The sequence below is a fragment of the Klebsiella sp. G-Nf4 genome, assembly GCF_002810615.1.
In the GTDB taxonomy this organism is placed as follows: domain Bacteria; phylum Pseudomonadota; class Gammaproteobacteria; order Enterobacterales; family Enterobacteriaceae; genus Klebsiella; species Klebsiella variicola.
In genome coordinates, this window is the sequence record NZ_PION01000001.1 from 979,571 (window position 1) to 999,472 (window position 19,902).

The window sequence follows — 19,902 nt, forward strand, 5'->3', positions numbered from 1 at the left end:
ATTCCGGAAATTCACTTTTCCCTGACATGAGAAGACCCCTATGACTATTCCGCAAAGTCATTCAGTGTGGCTCAATAAAGTACCTGAGATTACGCTTGTATTCTGGTTAATCAAAATGATGTCGACCACCGTTGGCGAAACGGCGGCAGATTTCCTTAATATGGATTTGCAGTTTGGTTTAACCAATACTTCAATAGTAACTGGCGCGCTGCTGGCATTGTCGCTCTTTTTCCAGATGCGGGCCACACGCTATCAGCCGGTGTTGTATTGGGTCACGGTCGTGTTTATTAGCGTATTCGGCACCTTGATCACAGATAACTTAACCGATGCCTGGCATGTACCGCTGGCGCTCTCTTCGCTGGTGTTCAGCGTCCTCTTATTGGTCATCTTTGTCACGTGGTACCGGCGGGAAGGTACGCTGTCGATTCATCACATCGATAGCCGGAGCCGTGAATCATTTTACTGGCTGGCGATTCTGGCCACATTTGCCCTCGGTACAGCGGTAGGTGACTGGCTGGCGGAAGGCGTGAGTCTGGGTTATTACGGTGCGGCAATGTTCTTCGGGACGTGGATCCTGATTATCACCGGCGCCTGTTTTATCTTTAAAGCAAACCGCGTATTTTGCTTCTGGGCGGCGTATATTCTGACCCGCCCATTCGGCGCAGCCTGCGGAGATTTACTTTCACAACCGGTTGATAACGGTGGTATCGGCTTAGGGGCAAACCTCACCAGCCTGATTTTCGGGCTCGCGATTATGTTCATGATTGCCTGGCTGATGGTGCACGACTGGCGTAAGCGTTCTGCTGAAAGATAATGGCAGGATGGTAGAACAAGCGTCACTATGATGACGGTGGGTTCCCCCACCGTCTCGTTATTATTTATTCACTGCATTTTTGGCGTTATTTTTTGCATTATTGCAGGCGGTCTCATTTTTAGCGCAGGCTGCTTTAGCCGCTTTCGCTTCTTTTTGCGCATCCGCTTTTGCCGTGGACTTGGCCTGGGAACACTGCGTCGGGTTATTCTGGCAGGCTGATTTAGCTTTTGAAATCATCTGACCATTTGCTGCATTGGCGGCGCCGCAAACCATAAGCGCGCAGATACCCAGCGCCATTGCGAATTGTTTCATCATAGTTATCCGTATTATTAAATTTAAGTGAGTCACATCCGGGATAATTCCCGTCCGTTAAGAGCAGGAATAAGCTTATGCCGCAGGTGCTGGCGAGCTTACCGCCGTTGGCGTACCCTGCTTCATCTGCAGGCGGTGCTGCAATTCAGTTTTGCAATCAGCATTCCCTTTCCATGCGCACCGCGCCAGTTCACGACCGTTCATCTGTTGCGGGGATTTGCTGGCACAGCCTGCCAGTAGCAGAAGCGCGAGGGGGAATAATATTTTCTTCATCGCCAGATTACTCGTTAGTTAAAAACCACATGAATTATCAGGATGAAATATTAAGACTTAATTAAGTGAAACGAGAGATAGCATGGATAGCTAATAGTACAAGGTCGCGGCACGTCGCGACCTTGTAAGGTTTAACCATGGTTTTCTGACATCATCAGGCAACCACTGCTCATCACTGGCTGGTTAAGCGCTGCGCCAGACTCAGCCGCAGCGCCACAGTTATCCTCTCAACCGGATAGCATCACAGGCTGACACTGTTCAACCAGTTGAGCAGACTTTCCACTGAGTATTGCGTCGGTGCGCGCGATATCGGTTGGCCCGATGTTATCAGCAGTAGCGTCGGCAGGCCGCGTACGCCGAGGTCGCTGGCCAGTTCCTGATGCAAATCGGCATCCAGATAGCGCGTTTCAAACTGAGCAATACGCTGGCTGAGTTTTTCATGGGCCAGCAGCTGCCAGAGTTTACGGCAATGCACACAGCGCTCCGCGCCAACGAACAGCAGCACGGGTCGTTCACCCTGCAGTTCACTCGCCGCGCTTATCGGCCGGAATGCGCTTTCCGCAACGCGGAACAGCTTCGGACTGCGGCGCAGCGTATCGTTATCGGTAGCTACGCATAGCGCATCGGCGCTTTTACTGTACGGCTGTACGCCCGCCACGCGCACCACGCTCTGCGCCGGGCCCGCCGCCGCCGCGCCCGGCTGACGCAGAGTGCGGACATCGACTGCCGCAATCGGCGTCTCCTGCGGTTGCGCAAGCTGCGGGATCCACGCGTAAGGAATGCGGTAGGCGCGGTAAACCATATTATTATTCAGCGTCTTGCCCCAGAACGGCGAAATATATTCCCAGACAATGTCGTGATCGCGGGTCACTTCAAAAATGCGGCCGTTCGATCCTTCGTTAATCAGCGTATTGCCATTTTCCAGGCGCTGCATATTACTGATATACGGGCTGTAGAAGCGATAGGAGTCGGTCGGTTGCGGCAGATCCGCTTCATAAGGCGAGTAGCGCCACTCAATATCGAGGGTCAGCGGGTTGATCTCAAGGATCCGTGAATAATCGCGCCAGGCGTTTTTCACCCCATCCGCCGACGCCGGATTCGGCGCACCGTATCCGGCCCAACCGCCGTTGTCGAAAATAAGGATATTGCCCGCGCCCGGCAGCCCCTGCGGGATCATATGCGCATGATGCTGGCCGATGATCCAGCCGATGTGCTTCAGCTCCGGTTTGCTGTAGTCCGGGCCGAGCTGCCAGACAATTTTGCCGCTCTGCTTATCGATAATGGCGATAATGTTGGATTCGCGGGCGTCCCAGATAATGTTATCGGGATGAAAGCGCGCATCGCCGGCGTCATACCATTTATTCGGTCCCAGCGCCGACATCGAGTTGATATGCATCCAGTCGCCCATTCCGCCGCCGCTGGCGCGCATATTCGGGTTATTGTACAGCGCGGTGCGTGCCGCATCGTCGAAGCCCAGCTCATGAAAATGGTCGCTGCAGCGCCACTCCCAGACCACATTGCCCTGCCAGTCGACTTCAATAATGGTGTCGTCCAGCAGCAGCTTGTCGGAGATCGCTTCATTAACCAGATTGGTGTGGGCGAGGATCAGGGTATTGCCGCCATCCACCTGCGGCTCCAGCCCCGGTGCGTAGTAGCCGACCGGGTTACCCGCTCGCTGATAGTCGTGATGAGCGCGCGCCATCCAGCGCGTTTCGTTGCCGGGATCGCTGACCTGTTCGTAGCGGTCGAATTTCCAGGTTACGTTGCCCTCCCAGTCCACCTGGATCAGATCGAGCATATCCTGCATGCCATAGCGCGGGTCGCGCTCGCCGCTGTGGCCAAGGATGGCACCGCCGGGCAGAATTTTGTTGGGAAACCCATGCAGTTCAGGCCATTCCCGCACCACGTGACCATTCATATCCACCAGTACCGCGCCGTGTTCGGTGGCCTGGAAAAGGGTGTAGCCGCTCCAGGCGCGCTGCGGATCGTAAAGGGTGGCGCCGGTCGGGTAAACGGAAGGATGTCCCATATGTTGCTCCTTAAATAATAAAATCAGACAGAAGTAATCAGGTTGCGAATGTGGCGGCAGGCGGCGGTAAACGAGTCATCATCACGCTGGCGCGGATGAGGCAGCGCCAGGTTCACGATTTCTCGTATCCGCCCCGGACGCGGTGAGAGCACGACGACGCGATCGGCCAGGGCGACGGCCTCTTCCACATCGTGCGTCACCAGTAACGTGGTGGTTCCCGCGCTTTGGTGGATCTGTAAAAGTTCCTGCTGCAGGGTGTGACGCGTCAGGGCATCCAGCGCGCCGAAAGGCTCATCGAGCATCAGGATCTGCGGGCGGGCCACCAGACCGCGGGCAATAGCCACCCGCTGGGCCATGCCGCCGGAAAGCTGCGCGGGCAGCGCGCTGGCGAACTCGCTGAGCTGCACGCGCGCCAGCATCTCCAGTGCCCGCTGGCGCTTCGTCGCCCGGCTGAGCTTTTCATCCGCCAGGCCGAGCATCACGTTGTCGAGCACGTTAAGCCACGGAAACAGGCGCGGCTCCTGAAACACAATGCCGCGCTCTTTGCCCACGCCGGTGACCGGCTCGCCGTTAATACAAATATCCCCCTGGGTGGCTGACTCAAGGCCCACCAGCATCCGTAGCAGCGTCGATTTACCGCAGCCGCTGCTGCCCACCAGCGCGACCAGTTCACCGGCGGCGATATCCAGGTTGAAATTCTGTAGCGCCGTCACCTGTTGCCAGGATTTACGCACGTGACGAAAAGAGACCAGAGTTGAAGAGGTCATAACTGCTCCTGTTGACGCCAGCGGGTGGCGCGCATTTCCAGTAAACGTCCAGCTTTATCCAGCGCCGCGCCGGTGATACCGACCAGCACCATGCCGCAGAGAATAGTGGGCATATCCAGCAGCTGCTGGGCATTGATCATCAGGCTGCCGATCCCGACGCCGGAGGACATGAAATATTCCGCGCCGATATTGCCAAGCCAGGCGTAAATCAGCGCCAGCCGCAGACCGGCAAAGATCCCCGGCGCGGCACCGGGAAGAATGACCCGGCGCAGGCGCGCGAATTCGCCCAGCCGCAGTACCCTGGCGACTTCATCGAGTTGCGGATTTCGCTGAAGCACCGCCTGCAGGGTGCTGAAGAACATCGGAAAGAACGACGCCAGCGCGATAAAGACAATTTTGCCGCCGTTATCGTTACCCACCCATGCCGTCAGCAGCGGCAGCCAGGCAAACAGAGCAATATGGCGCAGCACGTTAAGCGTGGGGGTGAAAATTTGTCCGGCGCGTGGGCGCAGCGCCAGCAACAGCCCGCACAGCAAACCGCCGGCAATCCCCAGCGCGCCGCCGACAACCGCTCTCCCCAGACTGGCCAGCATCGCGGCGCTCAGCTCTCCGCTCAGGATCCCCTGAACAAAACGCGCCGCCACCGCCAGCGGCGAAGAGAATAATCCGCCATCAATCCAGCCCCACTGGCTGGCCAGCTGCCACAGCGCCAGCAGGACTATCGGCAGCTGCAACGCCCGCCAGCTGGCCTGCGGTTTCCACGCCAGGCGTCCGGCGGCTGGCTGCGGCCAGAACACCAGTCGGGAACAGGCCCGATTCGCCGCCCACTCCATCAACATGCCGCTCAGGCCAACCACCGCGATGGTGACGAAGACAATATCCAGCTGAAACAGCTGGCGGCCCCAGACCATCAGGTAGCCAATACCTTCTGAAGAAGCCAACAGCTCGACAACGATAAGCGATACCCAGGCCTGCGAAAGCGCCAGACGCAGACCGGTAAACCAGCCCGGCAGGCTTGCCGGGATCACCAGCCAGCGCAGCCGCTGCCAGCGGGAAAAGTTCATCACCCTGCCGGCTTCGCTCAGGGTCAGCGGCACGCTGGCAACTGCCTGCTGAGTGTTGATGGTCATCGGCACCACGGTGGTTTTCACGATAACCGCCAGCTTGAGGCCGTTATCAATCCCGAACAGCACCATCAATAGCGGGATCCAGCCGAGCGTCGGAATTTGCGCCAGCGCGTAGAACAGCGGTTCCACCCGCTGCGCGGCCGCTGGCACCAGGCCAAACAGCGCCCCGAGCAGCGTGCCGGCGATGGCGCCCAGCAGCAGGCCAAGCGCCAGATGCTGGAGGCTAAATCCCCACTGCGCCAGCAGATCGCCGCTCAGCAGCGACAACGCGGTATCGGCAACCACCGACGGCGCGGGCAAAATTTGCGCGGGCATCCATCCCTCGCGGGCGGCGATGTACCACAGCAATAGCAGTAGCGTTGGCAGCAGCCACGGCCAGCCGTTAAGCCGGAAACCCGGCCTGCCAGGGGCATCGGTTCTTAAGATCATCTGCGACATATCGGTCCACTCATCGGAAAGTGATGCCGCTATGAAAACGTGACTCACGCTGCCCCGCTATTGCGTAAGGTGAATAATCCCGATGCATCGAATGCATTTCAGCCTGGCGGGCACGCTGCGTCTGATTTAGCTTTTTTTCACCCATGCTTGGCGAATAAAAGCATTTAACACACCGCCCGCCGGCTCTTTAGGGTGAGAAAAAAACTCAAGGGAGCAATACGTTATGATGAAAGCATTTTTTAGCCGCACCTTGCTGGCATTGGTCACGGTCATCGGTCTGGCGGCAAACGCCCAGGCCGAGACGCTACGAACCATTCGCATCGGCGTGCCGGATCAGAGCGCAGGCAGTCAACCTTTTATTGAGGGGCCGGTCGGCATGGCGTTTATCCGCCATCAGCTGGAAGAGGTGTTTAAACCGCAGGGTGTGGAAGTGCAGTGGCAGTTTTTCAAGGGGGCAGGCCCGGCGGTGAATGAAGCGTTAGCCAACCGACAGCTTGATTTTGTTTACCTCGGCGATCTGGCGGCGATTATCGGTAAGGCCAATGGTCTGCCGACACGCCTGCTTCTGGGCAGCCGCGGCTCGGAATCCTGGCTCGCGGTAACCAAAGCCTCGGGTATTAAAACGCTGGCCGACCTGAAAGGCAAACGGGTAGCGGTCTATCGCGGTACGGCGGACCAGTTGGCCTTTGACCGGGCGCTGCAAACCGCCGGCCTCAATGAGCGCAGTTTGCAGGTCATCAACCTTGACTGGAACGCGGGTAAAGCAGCGCTGGCGGCCGGTCGCGTCGATGCGGTATGGGGAGGCGTCTCCCTGCTGGCGCTACGCGGCGACAAAATTGATGTGGTGGTTAAAAGCGGCGACTCAGGCCGCCAGAACACCACCCAGGCGGGGTTCCTCGGCACGCAGACGTTTATCGAGACCTGGCCGCAGGCGACTCAGCAGATCGTTAATGTGCTGGTGAAGAATGCCGCTGAAATCAGCGATCCGGCTAATCGAGACGCCTGGTCTGCCGAGATGGCGCAGCAAAGCCAGATCCCCAAGGCGTTATTTCTGGAAGCGCTGCAGCCGCAGGATCTGAACTTTACCACCTCACCGCGTATTGACCCGTTCCTGACCGACAGCTTCAGCAGTAGCGTCGAGCAGGCTAAATCGGGTCGTCTGATCCGCAGCGCCTTTGACGTTAAGCAGTGGGTGGACGGCCAGTTTGTCGAGCAGGCGCTGAAAACGCAGCAACTGGAAAACCGCTGGCCACTGTACGATGCCAAAGGTGAGGCGAAAAACGCCGGTTAATCCCCCTCCTCCTGCGCCAGCAGCTGAAGCTGATGCTGACGGTCGGTGTGGAGGATAATCTCAATCAGCCTCTCAACCAGCGGCGGCTGAATCGCATGAACCGGGGAGATAATGGCAAACCGGGTCTGCATTAGCCGCCACTCATCTGGCAGATCGCTAAGTTCCAGTTTCACCAGCCGATGGCTGTGCTGGCACAACGCGAAGCCGTCCTCGCTGGCGAAGCTTATCGCGTGGGTTTGCGCCAGAGTGGAAAGCAGCGCGTAAATATGGTCGCACTGGATCGCGGGCGTAAAGTCCTGTTGCTGGCTGAGGGTTGCCAGTACCTTGCGTACCCCCGGCGGCAAATAGGGGGCGGCAAAAGGATAGCGCAGCATCTCCTGAATCGAGATCGTCCCCTGTTTTGCCAGCGGATGTTCGGCATGGCAGACAAAGAAACAGCGTTGTGGGCTGAGCGGCTGCACGCGTAACTGCGGGTCAAGCTCGGCCTGCCAGCTATCGGCGACCACAAAAGGATAGTGCTGGGAGGTAAGCGTCTGATGCAGAGCAAGCCAGTTATCAATGTGAAAACGCACCCTCGCCTGCGGCAAAAGACGATGAAACTCACCGATGGCCGCCGGAATCAGCCTCGCGCCGGGGGCCGGGCCGCAGCCAAAAGCGACCTCGCCATTTTGCGCATCGTCCGCCTCACGCAGCTGGCTACTGAGCTCGATATTGAGTTCCTGAAAACGGCGCGCATAAGGCAGCAGCTTTTGCCCATGCAGCGTGAGCGTCGGTAGCTTGCTCTGGCGGTCGAATAAAGGATGACCGACACTCTGCTCCAGCGCCTGAATACTGCGGCTAAACGCCGACTGCGACAGGCAAACCGCCTCCGCCGCACGATTAAAACTGCCGTACTCCACTAGCGCCACAAAATTGCGTAACTGGCGAAAATCCAGATGCATCGATCCACTCCCTTCCCTCTACTATTCAACAAAAGTACTGGAAGGCGGCCTGGCGGTAAACCACAGACACCACTCCCGGTGAGTTAGTCCACGGTGACTGGGAGTGAAAGTTCGCGTTGCAGAATAGTGATGAATCTGCAAGAGCGGCCAGCCACAGAGCCTCACGCTGATCTCATGTTTCAGCCATTAATTCCGTCATCACTTTCGCAAACACTTCGCCCGGCTGAGACAGGGTGCTATGTCCATCCGTCACCGCGACGACAGAAACCGGCAACGCATGACGGAACGGCCGCACCGCCAGACCGCTGGTGTCGACGCCCTGTAGAGAAAAACTGTCAACAATAGTCATACTGTTGTTGCCGTGTCTGACAAGATTAATCGCCATGCTGTAGCGGTTGGTTTCTACCGCCGCCACCTGGCGCTGGCGGAACGCCGGCACCTCTTCGGCAATCATGGCAACCAGCCGCGCGTCGGTCGTGATATACACCAGGTCGCGCGTCGGGATATCCTGCCAACGGATTTCCGTCTGCTGCGCCAGCGGATGCTGCTCGGGCAGCACACACACCATTTCGCCCCGGCAGATGGCCAGCGGGTTATCCTCTGGTTCGTAGCCGGGTTTCACCAGAAAACCGAGATCGTAACGCCCTTCTTCAACCGCTGTCTCAATTTCATTGTTGAGACACATATCCGCCACCACACCATAATCGGGAAAGGTCTGGCGAAAACGCGCCACCGCCAGTGGCAATATATTCAGCGCCAGCGCAGGCGTGGCGCAGACCCGCAACTGACCAACGCGATACTGGCGGATGTGATCAACAAAACGCTCAAAACGAAGCCGATCTTGATGCACGCGCAGCGCCTCTTTATACAGCGCTCTGGCTTCCGCGGTTGGCTGCATCTTGCCTTGATAGCGCTCAAACAGGCTGAACCCCATCTGCTGCTCGATAAGCGCCAGGCTTTTACTCACCGAAGGCTGCGACATGGCCAGCTGCGCCGCTGCCGCTGTCACTGAACCTAGCTGAACAATACTGATAAAGACCTCGAGTTGCTTGGGTGTCATTGCCATTTTCCTGATAACGATATGCTGATTATGCATTTAAAAAATATGCACTCAGGGTTATAGAATCCATAATTATATTCACCAGAGGACATAAAATGAAATTTTTCACGTCACGCTTCATGTCGATATTGTTGCTTATACCGGGGATGTTCTTAGCCCAGTCTCCTGCTCAGGCCGGGGAAGAAATCAATACGATTCTGCCAGACCATGTGATCCGCGTCGGTGCGGTCAACGCACCGCCGTGGTATCAGAAAGATCTGCTGACCAACCAGTGGACCGGGCTGGTTCCGGATGTTGTGCAGGCGATATTTAAAAACACCGATATCAAGATTGAATACGTTGATACGCAATGGGGCACCGCCGTCGCGGGTTTACAATCTGACCGTTTCGATATTTTAGGTGGTTTTAATAATACGCCAGAAAGGGCCAAAGCCGTCGACTTTACCCGCCCAATGGGCTCGCACCAGATGGGCGTCCTGACTCTGGAGAAAGAGACGCAGAAATATCAGCGCTGGGACACTATCAACACTTCACAGACCAGACTCAGCGCGATTGATGGCTCGGCAGCCGTCACGCTGCTGCAGCCTCAACTGGACAAAGCCCAGTGGATTATCGTTCCCGATAGCGACAACATGCAGCTCCAGATGGAGAGCGGCCGCGCGGATGCCATCGTCACTAACGATATCCAGATGGCGCAATATATTCAAAAGCGTCATCAGGGCACGATGATTATTCCGCAGCCGGTCAAAGAACAGGCAACCAATATGGGCCTGCGTAAAGATCGTCCGGAATTACAGGCGTGGCTGAATGGACGGCTCGAACAGCTGGATAAAGACGGCACGCTGAAAAAAATCTGGCATAAATATACTCACCCAGCGAAATAACTCTGATGAACCCACAATCATTATTACCGTTGCTGAAAATTGAAGCGCTTAGCAAATCATTTTCAGGTAATAAAATTATAGATGATGTTTCCTTCGCGGTTCGTCCCTCGGAGGTGATTGGCATCATTGGCCGCAGCGGCGCGGGTAAATCCACCCTGCTGCGTTGCCTGAACATGCTTGAAGTCCCGGATAGTGGGCATATCTGGCTGGGTGAGGAAGAAATAGGCTTTCACGGCGCGCAGAGAAAACAGGTCACACAGCGCACATTAGCGCGCCAGCGTGCCTCAATGACGATGGTATTCCAGCACTTTAATCTGTGGCCACACCGCAGTGTATTGCAGAATATTATTGAAGGTCCGGTACAGGTCCTGGGCGTGCCGCGTAAAAAAGCCATCGAAAAAGCCATGGCGCTGCTCACGCGTATGGGCCTGCAAGAAAAAGCCGGAGACTTCCCGGTGCAACTTTCAGGCGGTCAGCAGCAGCGGGTATCTATCGCCCGCGCCCTGGCTATGGCGCCGCAAGTGATCCTGTTCGACGAACCGACTTCCGCACTCGATCCGGAATCTGTCGGGGAGGTGCTGTCCGTTATTTCCGAACTGGCGGCCAGCGGCACCACCATGCTGGTGGTTACCCATGAAATGCGTTTTGCCCTGCAGGTCTGTAGCCGGCTGCTGTTGATGGATAATGGCAAACTGGTGGAAGAAGCATCCCCGCAGGAGATCTGGTCACGACCGCCCGATGCCCCTATCCGACGCTTTATGACGCTGTCCGGCGTAACGGCAGAGGAGCTGCGCTAATGTCTTATCACTGGGATTTCTCAATACTGTGGCAATATCACGCGGTTTTGCTGGAAGGGATATTGACCACTTTTAAAATTGTGCTGGCCTCAGTCACGTTAAGCATTCTTGGCGGAGCGCTGTTGGCCCCGTTGCGCGGCGCGTCCAGGGCGGTCATCCGCTTACCCACCCAGGGGTTGATTGAGATTGTGCGTTCAATCCCCCCTCTGGTGCTGATTGTCTGGGCCTACTACTGTCTGCCCATTTTGTTCGGCCTGACCCTCTCCTCGTATCTGACCTGTGTCCTCGCCATCTCGTTATATGGCAGCGTATTTTTTGCTGAAATATTTCGTTCTGGTATGCAGTCGGTCGATCATGGTCTGGTCGAAGCGGGCCTGTCGGTGGGGATGTCACCGCTGAAAGTATTAGTTCGCATTACCGGGCCGGTAGCCTTTTTACGAATTCTACCGGCGTTTGTCAGCCAGTGCGTGATGTCGGTTAAGAATTCCGTGCTGGCGAGTTATATCGCAACGGGTGAGATCCTCTATCAAGGGCAACGGCTGAGTACCGCCACCTTCCGCCCTCTGGAAACACTGACTTTTGTGGCGCTGTTTTTCGTCGCCACCATTCTTCCGCTGTCACTGCTGGCAAGCTATGCCGAGCGCCGGATCCGCAGCCGCTACTTCAAACGTTGAGTAACCATGACTATTTCCGCAACACGCCAGCTGGTCAATTTTGCCAGTACCTTATCTGCGCCAGCTATCCCGGCTCCCCTTCGGCGCAAAATTCGACTGCATTTACTGGATGCTCTCGCCTGCGGTTGGGCGGCCAGTGGTCACCGGGTCAGTGAACCGATGATACGCGCCTCCCGGCTATTTGGCGGAAACGGTCACTGTAGCGTCTTCGGTGAGTCCGGTTTCAGCCCATTAGCGGCCGCGTTCGCGAACGCCGCCATGATAAACGGCCTGGATCACGATGACGGTGTGGAGATCGACGGAAAAGGGCTCGGCCATCCGGGAGCCACGCTGGTTGCCGCCGCGATGGTTGCGCTTGACCTCAATCCTGAGCCGGTAGCTCAGGACGTGCTGATTACCACCCTGACGGCCGGTTTCGAGGTGAATAACCGGCTCATCCACGCCATTCAACCTTCGGCAGAACGCTTCAGCCAGGTCTACGGCGTGGCGCAGCACCAATCTATCGGCGCAGCCGTGGTGGCCGGTCGGTTGTTGGGGTTAAACCCTGAGCAATTACATCACGCGGTGGGCCTGGCCGCCGCGTTAACCCCGCTCCCCAGCCTGCACCAGTATAACTGGCGACAACGGCCGCTGTTGTCGCTCAAAGATGCCGTGGCGCCCGCCGCGCAAGTCGCCGTCCAGGCGGTGATAATGGCGCAGCAAGGCCTCAGCGGCAGCCTTGACGTACTCGATGGCGAACAGGGCTTCTGGCGGATGATTGGCTCTGACCAGTTCGCGCCAGACAGGTTGACCGACGATCTCGGCAGCCACTGGTACGCTGGTTACGGTAGCTTTAAGCGATATCCCGCCTGCCGCTGGCTGGCCTGCGCGCTGGAATGCATGGAGGGCATTATGCAGCAGACCGGCTGGTCTGTTGCGGATCTCCGCACCATTGAGGTACAAAGCTTTCCCCGCCTGGTCAACGATATGATGGACTACCGGCCGCAAACGGTGACCGACGCGCAGTTCAGCCTGCCGTGGACGCTGGCAGCGGTCGCCGCTGGCCTGCCACCTGGTGCCGGCTGGTATACAGAAGACAATATGCAAAACCCAGCCTTGCTGGCGGTGGCGGATAAAGTCACGGCCACTGTCACACCTGAATTTACACAGCGAATGAACGGTCCGGCACGCCAGCCTGGCGCGCGCGTTGTGGTCACAAACAGCTGTGGTGAACGTGCAGAGCAGGAACGCTACAAACCCCTCGGCAGCGCCGAACGCCCGCTTAGCGATGGCGAAATTATTGCCAAAGCGCGGCGAAATTTGCCCGGACATAAGATAAAGGTTAACGAACTGCTTACGAGCGTGATGGAGGAGGAAACGGCTCGGTATTACTCCTCTTCGGCAGATCTGATGGGCTTTGCACTACCGGCGTAGCAAGGGTTGCCTGACATCATCAGGCAACCACGACCGATTAGTGCTTCTCGATATACATGGTACGGCTGTAGGCCACATCTTCCGGGTTGGTGATCGGGTATCCTTTCAGCCACGGCTTAATCAGCCGGCCGTTCGTGTACTGGTAGATCGGCGCGATCGGTGCTTTGACCATAATGATCTTCTCCGCCGCGTTGTAATCGTCGTTACGCGCTTTGGCCGAATTCTCCACCGCCGCCTGGGCGAGGATTTTATCGTACGCCGGATCGTTAAAGCGCGAGATATTTCCGCTGTGGGTGGAGGTCAGTAGCGACAGGAAGGTGGACGGCTCGTTGTAATCCCCCACCCACGAGGCGCGGATCACGTCGAAATTGCCGGTGTTACGGCTGTCGATATAGGTTTTCCACTCCTGGTTCTGCAGTTTCACCTCCACGCCGAGGTTTTTCTTCCACATCGACGCCACCGCGATGGCAATCTTCTGATGGTTCTCAGAGGTGTTATACAGCAGCGTCAGCTTCAGCGGACGATTCGGGCCGTAGCCGGCGGCAGCCAGCAGGGCTTTCGCCTGGGCGTTAAGCTCGGCCTGACTCATGCTCTCAAACTGTGAAGGCTGGGGGGTGAAGCCCGCCGTCACGTCCGGCGTGAAGCGCCAGGCCGGTTTTTCCCCGGTTCCCAGCACTTTCTCCGCCATCACCCGGCGATCGATGGTCATACTCAGCGCCAGTCGCACCCGCTCGTCCGCCGTCGGCCCCTTTTGGGTATTAAAGGCGTAATAGTAAGTGCCCAGCTGCGGCGGGGTATAAACCTGCCCCGGAATATCCTTCAGCAGCTTCTGATACATATTTTTCGGGAAAGATTCGGTGATATCGATATCGCCGGCAAGATAGCGCTTGGTGGCGGCAGACTCCTGGTTGATCGGCACAAAGGTGACCTGCTGGATCACCGTTTTGGCGTTATCCCAGTAGTGCGTGTTCGGCACCAGCACCAGCTTTTCATTCACGACGCGGTCTTTCAGAACATAGGCGCCGTTGCCCACCAGGCTGCCGGGCCGCGTCCAGTTTGCCCCGCTGTCGACGTTCGCCTTTTGTACCGGGTAGAAGGCAAAGCTGGCGGTCAGGTTGCTGAACCACGGCAGTGGTTTATCCAGCTGTACCCGCAGGGTGTGGGCATCGACGGCGGTGACCCCCAGGGTCTCCGGCGCGGCTTTGCCGTCGATGATGTTCTGCGCGTTAGCGATCCCCGCCAGCGCCGCGAACCAGGCGAACGGCGAAGTGGTTTTCGGATCCACCAGACGTTGCCAGCTATAGACGAAATCCTCGGCGGTAACCGGCGTGCCGTCGGACCAGCGCGCGTCATCGCGCAGGGTAAAGGTCCAGACGCGGTTATCGTTGCTCTGCCAGCGGGTCGCCACGCCTGGAACCAGGTTGCCTTTCGCATCCTGATTGACTAAACCTTCAAACAGATCGCGGATCACCTGGATTTCCGGCAGGCCCACCGCTTTGGCGGGATCTAACGAGGCGGGTTCATCTTTGATATGGCGTACTAACAGCTGTTTTTCAGCCAGTACCGTGCCCGGCGGTACGTCCGCCGCCCAGGCTAAAGAAGATACGCTGGCTAACCACAGCGCGCCGCATGTCAAAGCGACAGGATACTTCATAAGATCCCCTTTAAAATGAAAAAAATACCGCCAACAGAGCGATAATTATTTGTTTTATCACCTGAAATTGCAAACGACATATGATAGAAAATTGATGTGTCGTCGGATTTCACGCCTCAGGGAATGGGTTTGATCACGACACGCTTTTCGCCAACACTGAATAATAACGACACACAGGAAGCCCTATGTCTATTTCACGTCCTCGTCCGCAGCGCGGCGACTTTCCGCCGGGAACCCGGCAGTACGGCAGCTCGGAACTGGGCGCGCCGTTGCTGTGGTTTCCTGCACCGCAGGCCGACAGTCGCAGTGGCCTGATTATTGCCGGCACCCACGGTGATGAAAATTCGTCGATTGTGACCCTCTCCTGCGCCCTGCGCACCCTGAAACCCGAGCTGCGCCGTCACCACGTGGTGCTAACGGTCAATCCTGACGGCTGTCAGCTCGGGCTGCGTGCCAATGCCCGCGGGGTTGACCTCAACCGTAACTTTCCAGCCGCTAACTGGCGACAAGGGGAAACGGTTTATCGCTGGAACAGCGCGGCAGAGGAGCGCGACGTGGTGCTGTTGACCGGCGAGCAGCCGGGTTCGGAGCGGGAGACCCAGGCCCTGTGTCAGTTGATCCATCAGATCCATCCGGCGTGGGTGGTCTCCTTTCACGATCCGCTGGCCTGTATCGAAGACCCGGGCCACAGCCCGCTGGGGCACTGGCTGGCTAATGCCTTCTCCCTGCCGCTGGTCGGCAGCGTGGGCTACGACACGCCGGGCTCCTTTGGCAGCTGGTGCGCCGATATCGGACTCCCCTGCATCACCGCCGAGTTCCCGCCGGTCTCCGCCGACGAGGCAACGGAGCGTTACCTGCCGGCGATGACCGACCTGCTGCGCTGGCAGGCTTAAAGATGAAGCACGCCGGTGCTGAACCGCAGCGCCGGCTCAACGTCCACCGCCAGCCATGTCGGGCCGTCGAGATCGGCGAAGCGCGCCAGCGGCGCCAGGGGGAGCGCGGCGGCGATCCCGCGCGAGGTGCAGAGCATACAGCCCAGCATCCGTTCAAACCCCTGCCGTTCCGCCTCCTCGGCCAGAGCCAGCGCTTCGGTCAGACCGCCCGTTTTATCCAGTTTGATATTGACCATCTCATAGCGCCCGCGCAGCCTCGGCAGGCTCTCCCGGGTATGGCAGCTCTCGTCGGCGCAAATCGGTAACGGATGAACGAAGTTTTCCAGCGCCGCATCGGCGTCAGCCGGGAGCGGCTGCTCGAGCATCGCCACGCCGAGGTCCGCCAGCAGCTGACAGCGCGCCGCCAGCCCCTCGCTGTGCCAGGATTCATTGGCGTCGACAATCAGGGTGGCCTGCGGCGCCGCCTGACGGATAGCGATTAACCGCTCGCTGATCAGCCGGTCGTCAAGCTTCACTTTCAACAGCTGGGCCCCCTTCTGCCACAACGCCGCGGCGCTGGCTGCCATCTGATCCGCCGTACCAATGACCACCGTTTGGGCGGTGATCACCCGGTTGGGTAACGCCACACCCAGCAGCTGGGGCAAGGTTTTGCCTTCGCGCCGCGCCTGCAGATCCCACAGCGCGCAGTCAACGGCATTGCGCGCGGCGCCTGCCGGCAGCAGTCGCTGCAGCTGTTCGCGGGTGAGGCCCGCTTCCAGTTGCTCGCCGATCGCCATCACCTGGGCCATGACCGAAGCGATGCTCTCGCCATAGCGGGGATAAGGTGTGCATTCGCCCACCCCTTTCACACCGTCCTCCTCCAGTTCCACCACCACCACTTTTGCCTCGCTGCGGCTGCCGCGGGCGATCACAAAAGGGGTATGTAGCGGCCAGGCTTCCTCATACACTCGCACGTTGCGCATTCCCTTGTCCTCTCTGGTAGATGTTAAATAGGGTTTGCCGTGTAGCTGGCGGATGTCATACACTACTCGTGACGTTAACTATATGTAAACAGGAAGATAACCATGTCACAAACCGTGCATTTCCAGGGCAACCCCGTTTCTGTTCAGGGCACCATTCCGCAGGCAGGCGCTAAAGCGCAGCCGTTTACGCTGGTCGCCAAAGATCTCTCTGACGTCGCGCTGAGCCAGTACGCCGGCAAACGTAAAGTACTGAATATTTTCCCGAGCATTGATACCGGCGTGTGTGCCGCATCAGTGCGTAAATTCAACCAGCTGGCCGCTGAACTGGACAACACCGTGGTGCTGTGCATTTCCGCTGACCTGCCGTTCGCCCAGTCCCGCTTCTGCGGCGCGGAAGGCCTGAGCAACGTGGTGACCCTTTCCACGCTGCGCGGCGCGTCGTTCCTCGCTGACTACGGTGTCGCCATCGCCGCCGGTCCGCTGGCTGGCCTGGCTGCTCGCGCCGTGGTCGTTATCGATGAAAACGATCAGGTCGTCTACAGCCAGCTGGTGAACGAAATCACCGAAGAGCCGGACTACGACGCCGCGCTGGCCGCCCTGAAAGCCTGATAACAGCGTGCCCGGGCGCATCGCGCCTGCGGACATTCTCTTTGCTCAGCCCCCGCTCTGCGGGGGCTTTTTATTGCCGTGGCGCATAGCGGGAGATAGCCCGCGCCATCGCCGGGCCGGTCAGTAAAATGGTAAACAGCCGCAGCGTCTGTAGCGCCATAATGAACGACATATCCGCCCGGGTGCCGGCGGCGATAATCGCCACCGTGTCCAGCCCGCCTGGACTGGTGGCCAGATAGGCGGTCATAAAGTCCATCTGCAAAATATGAGTCAGGCCGAGGGCCATCAGGGCGCACATCATGATCAACCCGAGAATAGAGGCGATAATCTGCGGCAGCGTCTTCAGCGCCAGCAGAAAAATGGCTTTATTAAACTGAAGCCCCACCGTCCAGCCCAGCACGGCATAGGCCATCGCCAGCAGCCACTCCGGCAGCTCCAGCATCACCCCACCGCTGCCCTGCGCGAGTGCGCCGAGCAGCATCGGCAACAGCATGGCCCCGGAGGGGATGCGCAGCCGCATGCCCAGCCAACAGGCTAGCGCCGTCAGCAGCAGCGTGAAAGGGAAATTCAGGGTCAACGATGGAAACCAGACAATATCCTGAGTCATTTCCTGCGCTTCATTGCCCAACGCATAACGCACCACCAGCGCCGCCGCGCCGACGACAAACAGCACCCGCAGATACTGCATCAGCGCCACCAGCCGCACATCGGCCCCGTATTCCTGGGCCATCACCACCATTGCCGACGCGCCGCCGGGAGAGCTTCCCCAGGCGCCAGTGGCGCCCGGCAGCGCGCTATAGCGAACCAGTAGCCAGCCGGTGAGGCCGCTAATCGCCAGGGTGGTCAACAGGATCGCCAGTACCAGCGCCCAGTTGTTGAACAGCACACCAAAAACAGAGGGGTTGATCGCCCGGGCAATCATGCAGCCGACAATGGCCTGCGCCGCCAGGTAACAGGGGCGGGGAAGCTGCAGCGTCACCCCGCGCAGGCTGAAGATGATGCCGGCGATTAGCGGCCCCAGCAGCAGCGCCGCCGGCAGATGAAGGCGTAACAGCAGCGAGGAAAAGAGAACAGAGAGCAGCAGCAATGCCAGCCATTGCCCGATCGCGCGACGCGACGCCAAGATGCACCACCCGGAAAAAGGATTAAAAAACCAGTATATACAGGTTTGGCCCGCTTTGCAGGCCAGGATGCCGGCAACGAGGGTCGCCGGCCTGGCGGGATTATTCGTCGCCCTTTTTCTGACTCAGACCATATTCACGCAGCTTATTGGCGATGGCGGTATGCGACACCCCCAGCCGCTTCGCCAGCTTACGGGTACTGGGGTAGCTGCGATAGAGCTGGGTCAGCACCGAGCGCTCAAAGCGGCGGGTGATGTCGTCCAGCGACCCTTCCATCGCCTCCTCGCCCACTGGCAGCGACGCGACGTCATGGTCCGGCAGCAGAATGTCCTGTGGGCGCAGCTCGAATCCCTCCAGTTGGGTCAGTGCGCGATAGACGGCATTCTTCAACTGGCGAACGTTGCCGGGCCAGCTGTAGCGGGTGAGCACCGTACTGAGATCGGCGGAGAGCTTCGGCCGCGGGACCCCCTGCTCATCAGCAAAGCGGGCCACGAACAGCTCCGTCAGCGGCATAATGTCCTGCGGGCAGTCGCGCAGCGGCGGCAGATACAGCGTCAGGACGTTGAGGCGATAGTAGAGATCTTCACGGAACAGCCCTTTCTGCACCAGCTCGACCAGGTTTTTCTGCGTCGCGCAGATCACCCGCACATCGACGTGCACTTCATGATCCTCGCCAACGCGACGGAAGGTGCCGTCGTTGAGGAAGCGCAGCAGCTTAGTCTGCATTCGCGGCGACATCTCGCCAATTTCATCCAGCAGCACCGAGCCGCCGTTGGCCTGCTCGAAGAAGCCCTTCTTACCCTGCAGCGCGTCGCCAAACAGCTCGCTCTCGACCGCGTCCTCGGGAATGGAGCCGCAGTTGAGCGCCAGATAGGGTTTGCCCGCCCGCGGACTGGCCAGATGGCAGGCATGCGCCAGCAGATCTTTGCCGGTACCGGTGTCGCCGACAATCAGCAGCGGCGCGCTGAGCATCGCCAGCTTGCGCGCTTGCTCCACCACGTGGCGCATTTTCGGCCCCACCGCGAGGATCTGGCTGAAGGCGCTGGTGTCCTGGCTGGTCATGGTCTGCAGCTGACGTCCCATCCGCACGGTTGAGCGCAGCATCGCCACGGCGCCGGTCAGCACCCGCTCGTTATGCTCCCCTTCCAGATAGACCGGAGTCACTTCCAGCAGGTAATTCTGACCATTCACCACCACATGTTCCGCATGCGTCTCCAGCGGGCTGCTCTCCAGCCAGCGCTGAACGTTAAAATCGGCGATCAGCTGGGCCACAGGATGGTTACGCAGCTTCGCCTGGCTTTGACCAAACAGCAGACAACTGGCGGGGTTGGCCAGTTCCACCTTGCCTTTGGTATCCAGCGACAGCACCGGCTCCGGCATCGCCACCAGCAGGGCGCTGAGCGCCAGGTGTTCACGCTCCGATGGCATCCACGGCACGGTGCGCACATCTGTCACGCCGGCGATACGACGGATCTCTGCCATCAGGCTGCTGAACGTGGCGAACTCCAGTTCGGCAAAATTGAGGTAAATTCGGCCAATAGGGTCAATATCGATACCACGTAGATCAATGCCGCGCAGCACCAGCAAATCGAGCAATTCACGAGTCAGACCGAGACGGTCTTCACAAAAGACTTCAAGACGCATGGGAGTGTTCACCCTAAAAGTGCCAATGACGGGAGAATAATAGGACAGGAATGGGTTTTCGGGAAGCTAACTGTCAACAATTATTGACAGTATGGCGGAAAAATGGGCGTTGTGCCGTAAAGTCAGGCGGTCAGTGGCTAAATGACCGCCTCGGCGAGCCGGGATCCGACGTGCCCTGTCGGCCGGGCAAGGCGAAACC

The 19,902-nt window shown here is 58.5% G+C and carries 20 protein-coding genes; 9 read left to right on the forward strand and 11 right to left on the reverse strand.

The window, feature by feature from the left end; genetic code table 11:
* Window positions 1-40: 40 nt before the first annotated feature.
* A complete protein-coding gene (locus CWM57_RS04820) occupies window positions 41-814 on the forward strand; it encodes a hypothetical protein (protein ID WP_074386080.1) in 774 nt (257 codons plus the stop codon).
* 60 nt (window positions 815-874) lie between these two features.
* On the opposite strand, the gene CWM57_RS04825 is transcribed toward CWM57_RS04820, so the two are convergent.
* Window positions 875-1,129 carry a late histone H1 gene (locus CWM57_RS04825; protein ID WP_100675701.1) on the reverse strand — a complete coding sequence of 85 codons (255 nt, stop codon included), beginning with the start codon at window positions 1,127-1,129 and terminating at the stop codon, window positions 875-877.
* 74 nt (window positions 1,130-1,203) lie between these two features.
* Here CWM57_RS04825 and CWM57_RS27155 point away from each other — a divergent pair, with 74 nt between their 5' ends.
* Entirely contained in the window at window positions 1,204-1,464 is a 261-nt protein-coding gene (locus tag CWM57_RS27155) for a hypothetical protein (protein WP_133122268.1), read from the forward strand.
* 176 nt (window positions 1,465-1,640) lie between these two features.
* Here CWM57_RS27155 and CWM57_RS04830 read toward each other — a convergent pair whose 3' ends face one another.
* From CWM57_RS04830 to CWM57_RS04840, 3 genes are read right to left on the reverse strand one after another with little or no spacing between them, the layout of a single operon-like run.
* Window positions 1,641-3,428, reverse strand: a complete 1,788-nt coding sequence (locus tag CWM57_RS04830; protein WP_074386081.1) for an aryl-sulfate sulfotransferase — start codon at window positions 3,426-3,428, stop codon at window positions 1,641-1,643.
* Between the two features lie 23 nt (window positions 3,429-3,451).
* Entirely contained in the window at window positions 3,452-4,195 is a 744-nt protein-coding gene (locus tag CWM57_RS04835; protein WP_061154870.1) for an ABC transporter ATP-binding protein, read from the reverse strand.
* Window positions 4,192-5,760, reverse strand: coding sequence for an ABC transporter permease (locus CWM57_RS04840; protein WP_074386082.1), 1,569 nt, complete (start codon window positions 5,758-5,760; stop codon window positions 4,192-4,194). The genes CWM57_RS04835 and CWM57_RS04840 overlap by 4 nt, the downstream gene beginning before the upstream one ends.
* 223 nt (window positions 5,761-5,983) lie before the next feature.
* Between CWM57_RS04840 and CWM57_RS04845 the strand changes: the two genes are divergently transcribed.
* The gene (locus CWM57_RS04845) at window positions 5,984-7,051 is read left to right on the forward strand and encodes an ABC transporter substrate-binding protein (RefSeq protein ID WP_074386083.1); all 1,068 of its coding nucleotides are present in this window, start codon (window positions 5,984-5,986) and stop codon (window positions 7,049-7,051) included.
* Here CWM57_RS04845 and CWM57_RS04850 read toward each other — a convergent pair.
* Together CWM57_RS04850 and CWM57_RS04855 are read right to left on the reverse strand one after the other, a co-directional pair.
* A complete protein-coding gene (locus tag CWM57_RS04850) occupies window positions 7,048-7,992 on the reverse strand; it encodes a LysR family transcriptional regulator (RefSeq protein ID WP_100675702.1) in 945 nt (314 codons plus the stop codon). The genes CWM57_RS04845 and CWM57_RS04850 overlap by 4 nt on opposite strands.
* A 172-nt stretch (window positions 7,993-8,164) precedes the next feature.
* The gene (locus CWM57_RS04855; RefSeq protein ID WP_061154874.1) at window positions 8,165-9,052 is read right to left on the reverse strand and encodes a LysR family transcriptional regulator; all 888 of its coding nucleotides are present in this window, start codon (window positions 9,050-9,052) and stop codon (window positions 8,165-8,167) included.
* Window positions 9,053-9,147: 95 nt separating this feature from the next.
* On the opposite strand from CWM57_RS04855, the gene CWM57_RS04860 reads away from it, so the two are divergent.
* From CWM57_RS04860 to CWM57_RS04875, 4 genes are read left to right on the forward strand one after another with little or no spacing between them, the layout of a single operon-like run.
* Entirely contained in the window at window positions 9,148-9,936 is a 789-nt protein-coding gene (locus CWM57_RS04860; RefSeq protein WP_074386085.1) for a substrate-binding periplasmic protein, read from the forward strand.
* Window positions 9,937-9,941: 5 nt separating this feature from the next.
* Window positions 9,942-10,733: an amino acid ABC transporter ATP-binding protein gene (locus CWM57_RS04865; RefSeq protein ID WP_012968429.1), complete on the forward strand. Its 792-nt coding sequence runs from the start codon at window positions 9,942-9,944 to the stop codon at window positions 10,731-10,733.
* Window positions 10,733-11,407, forward strand: coding sequence for an amino acid ABC transporter permease (locus CWM57_RS04870; protein ID WP_063106100.1), 675 nt, complete (start codon window positions 10,733-10,735; stop codon window positions 11,405-11,407). Before CWM57_RS04865 ends, CWM57_RS04870 begins: the two co-directional genes overlap by 1 nt.
* Window positions 11,408-11,413: 6 nt before the next feature.
* Entirely contained in the window at window positions 11,414-12,820 is a 1,407-nt protein-coding gene (locus tag CWM57_RS04875; RefSeq protein WP_100630912.1) for an MmgE/PrpD family protein, read from the forward strand.
* Window positions 12,821-12,857: 37 nt separating this feature from the next.
* Here the strand turns inward: CWM57_RS04875 and CWM57_RS04880 are convergent, their stop codons facing one another.
* Window positions 12,858-14,474, reverse strand: coding sequence for a peptide ABC transporter substrate-binding protein (locus CWM57_RS04880; protein ID WP_100630913.1), 1,617 nt, complete (start codon window positions 14,472-14,474; stop codon window positions 12,858-12,860).
* On the reverse strand, window positions 14,471-14,587 hold the full coding sequence (locus CWM57_RS27425) for a hypothetical protein (protein WP_165784137.1): 117 nt from the start codon (window positions 14,585-14,587) through the stop codon (window positions 14,471-14,473). The genes CWM57_RS04880 and CWM57_RS27425 overlap by 4 nt, the downstream gene beginning before the upstream one ends.
* A gap of 72 nt (window positions 14,588-14,659) precedes the next feature.
* On the opposite strand from CWM57_RS27425, the gene mpaA reads away from it, so the two are divergent.
* Window positions 14,660-15,367, forward strand: a complete 708-nt coding sequence (mpaA, locus tag CWM57_RS04885) for a murein tripeptide amidase MpaA (protein ID WP_061154878.1) — start codon at window positions 14,660-14,662, stop codon at window positions 15,365-15,367.
* On the opposite strand, the gene ycjG is transcribed toward mpaA, so the two are convergent.
* Entirely contained in the window at window positions 15,364-16,329 is a 966-nt protein-coding gene (gene ycjG, locus CWM57_RS04890) for an L-Ala-D/L-Glu epimerase (protein ID WP_074386089.1), read from the reverse strand. The genes mpaA and ycjG overlap by 4 nt on opposite strands.
* 102 nt (window positions 16,330-16,431) lie before the next feature.
* Between ycjG and tpx the strand changes: the two genes are divergently transcribed.
* Entirely contained in the window at window positions 16,432-16,938 is a 507-nt protein-coding gene (gene tpx / locus CWM57_RS04895) for a thiol peroxidase (protein ID WP_008805229.1), read from the forward strand.
* A 70-nt stretch (window positions 16,939-17,008) separates the two neighbouring features.
* Here tpx and CWM57_RS04900 read toward each other — a convergent pair whose 3' ends face one another.
* Both CWM57_RS04900 and tyrR read right to left on the reverse strand, forming a co-directional pair.
* Window positions 17,009-18,061, reverse strand: a complete 1,053-nt coding sequence (locus CWM57_RS04900; protein WP_165784138.1) for an AbrB family transcriptional regulator — start codon at window positions 18,059-18,061, stop codon at window positions 17,009-17,011.
* A 100-nt stretch (window positions 18,062-18,161) separates the two neighbouring features.
* On the reverse strand, window positions 18,162-19,703 hold the full coding sequence (tyrR, locus tag CWM57_RS04905; protein WP_100675703.1) for a transcriptional regulator TyrR: 1,542 nt from the start codon (window positions 19,701-19,703) through the stop codon (window positions 18,162-18,164).
* Window positions 19,704-19,902: the final 199 nt, after the last annotated feature.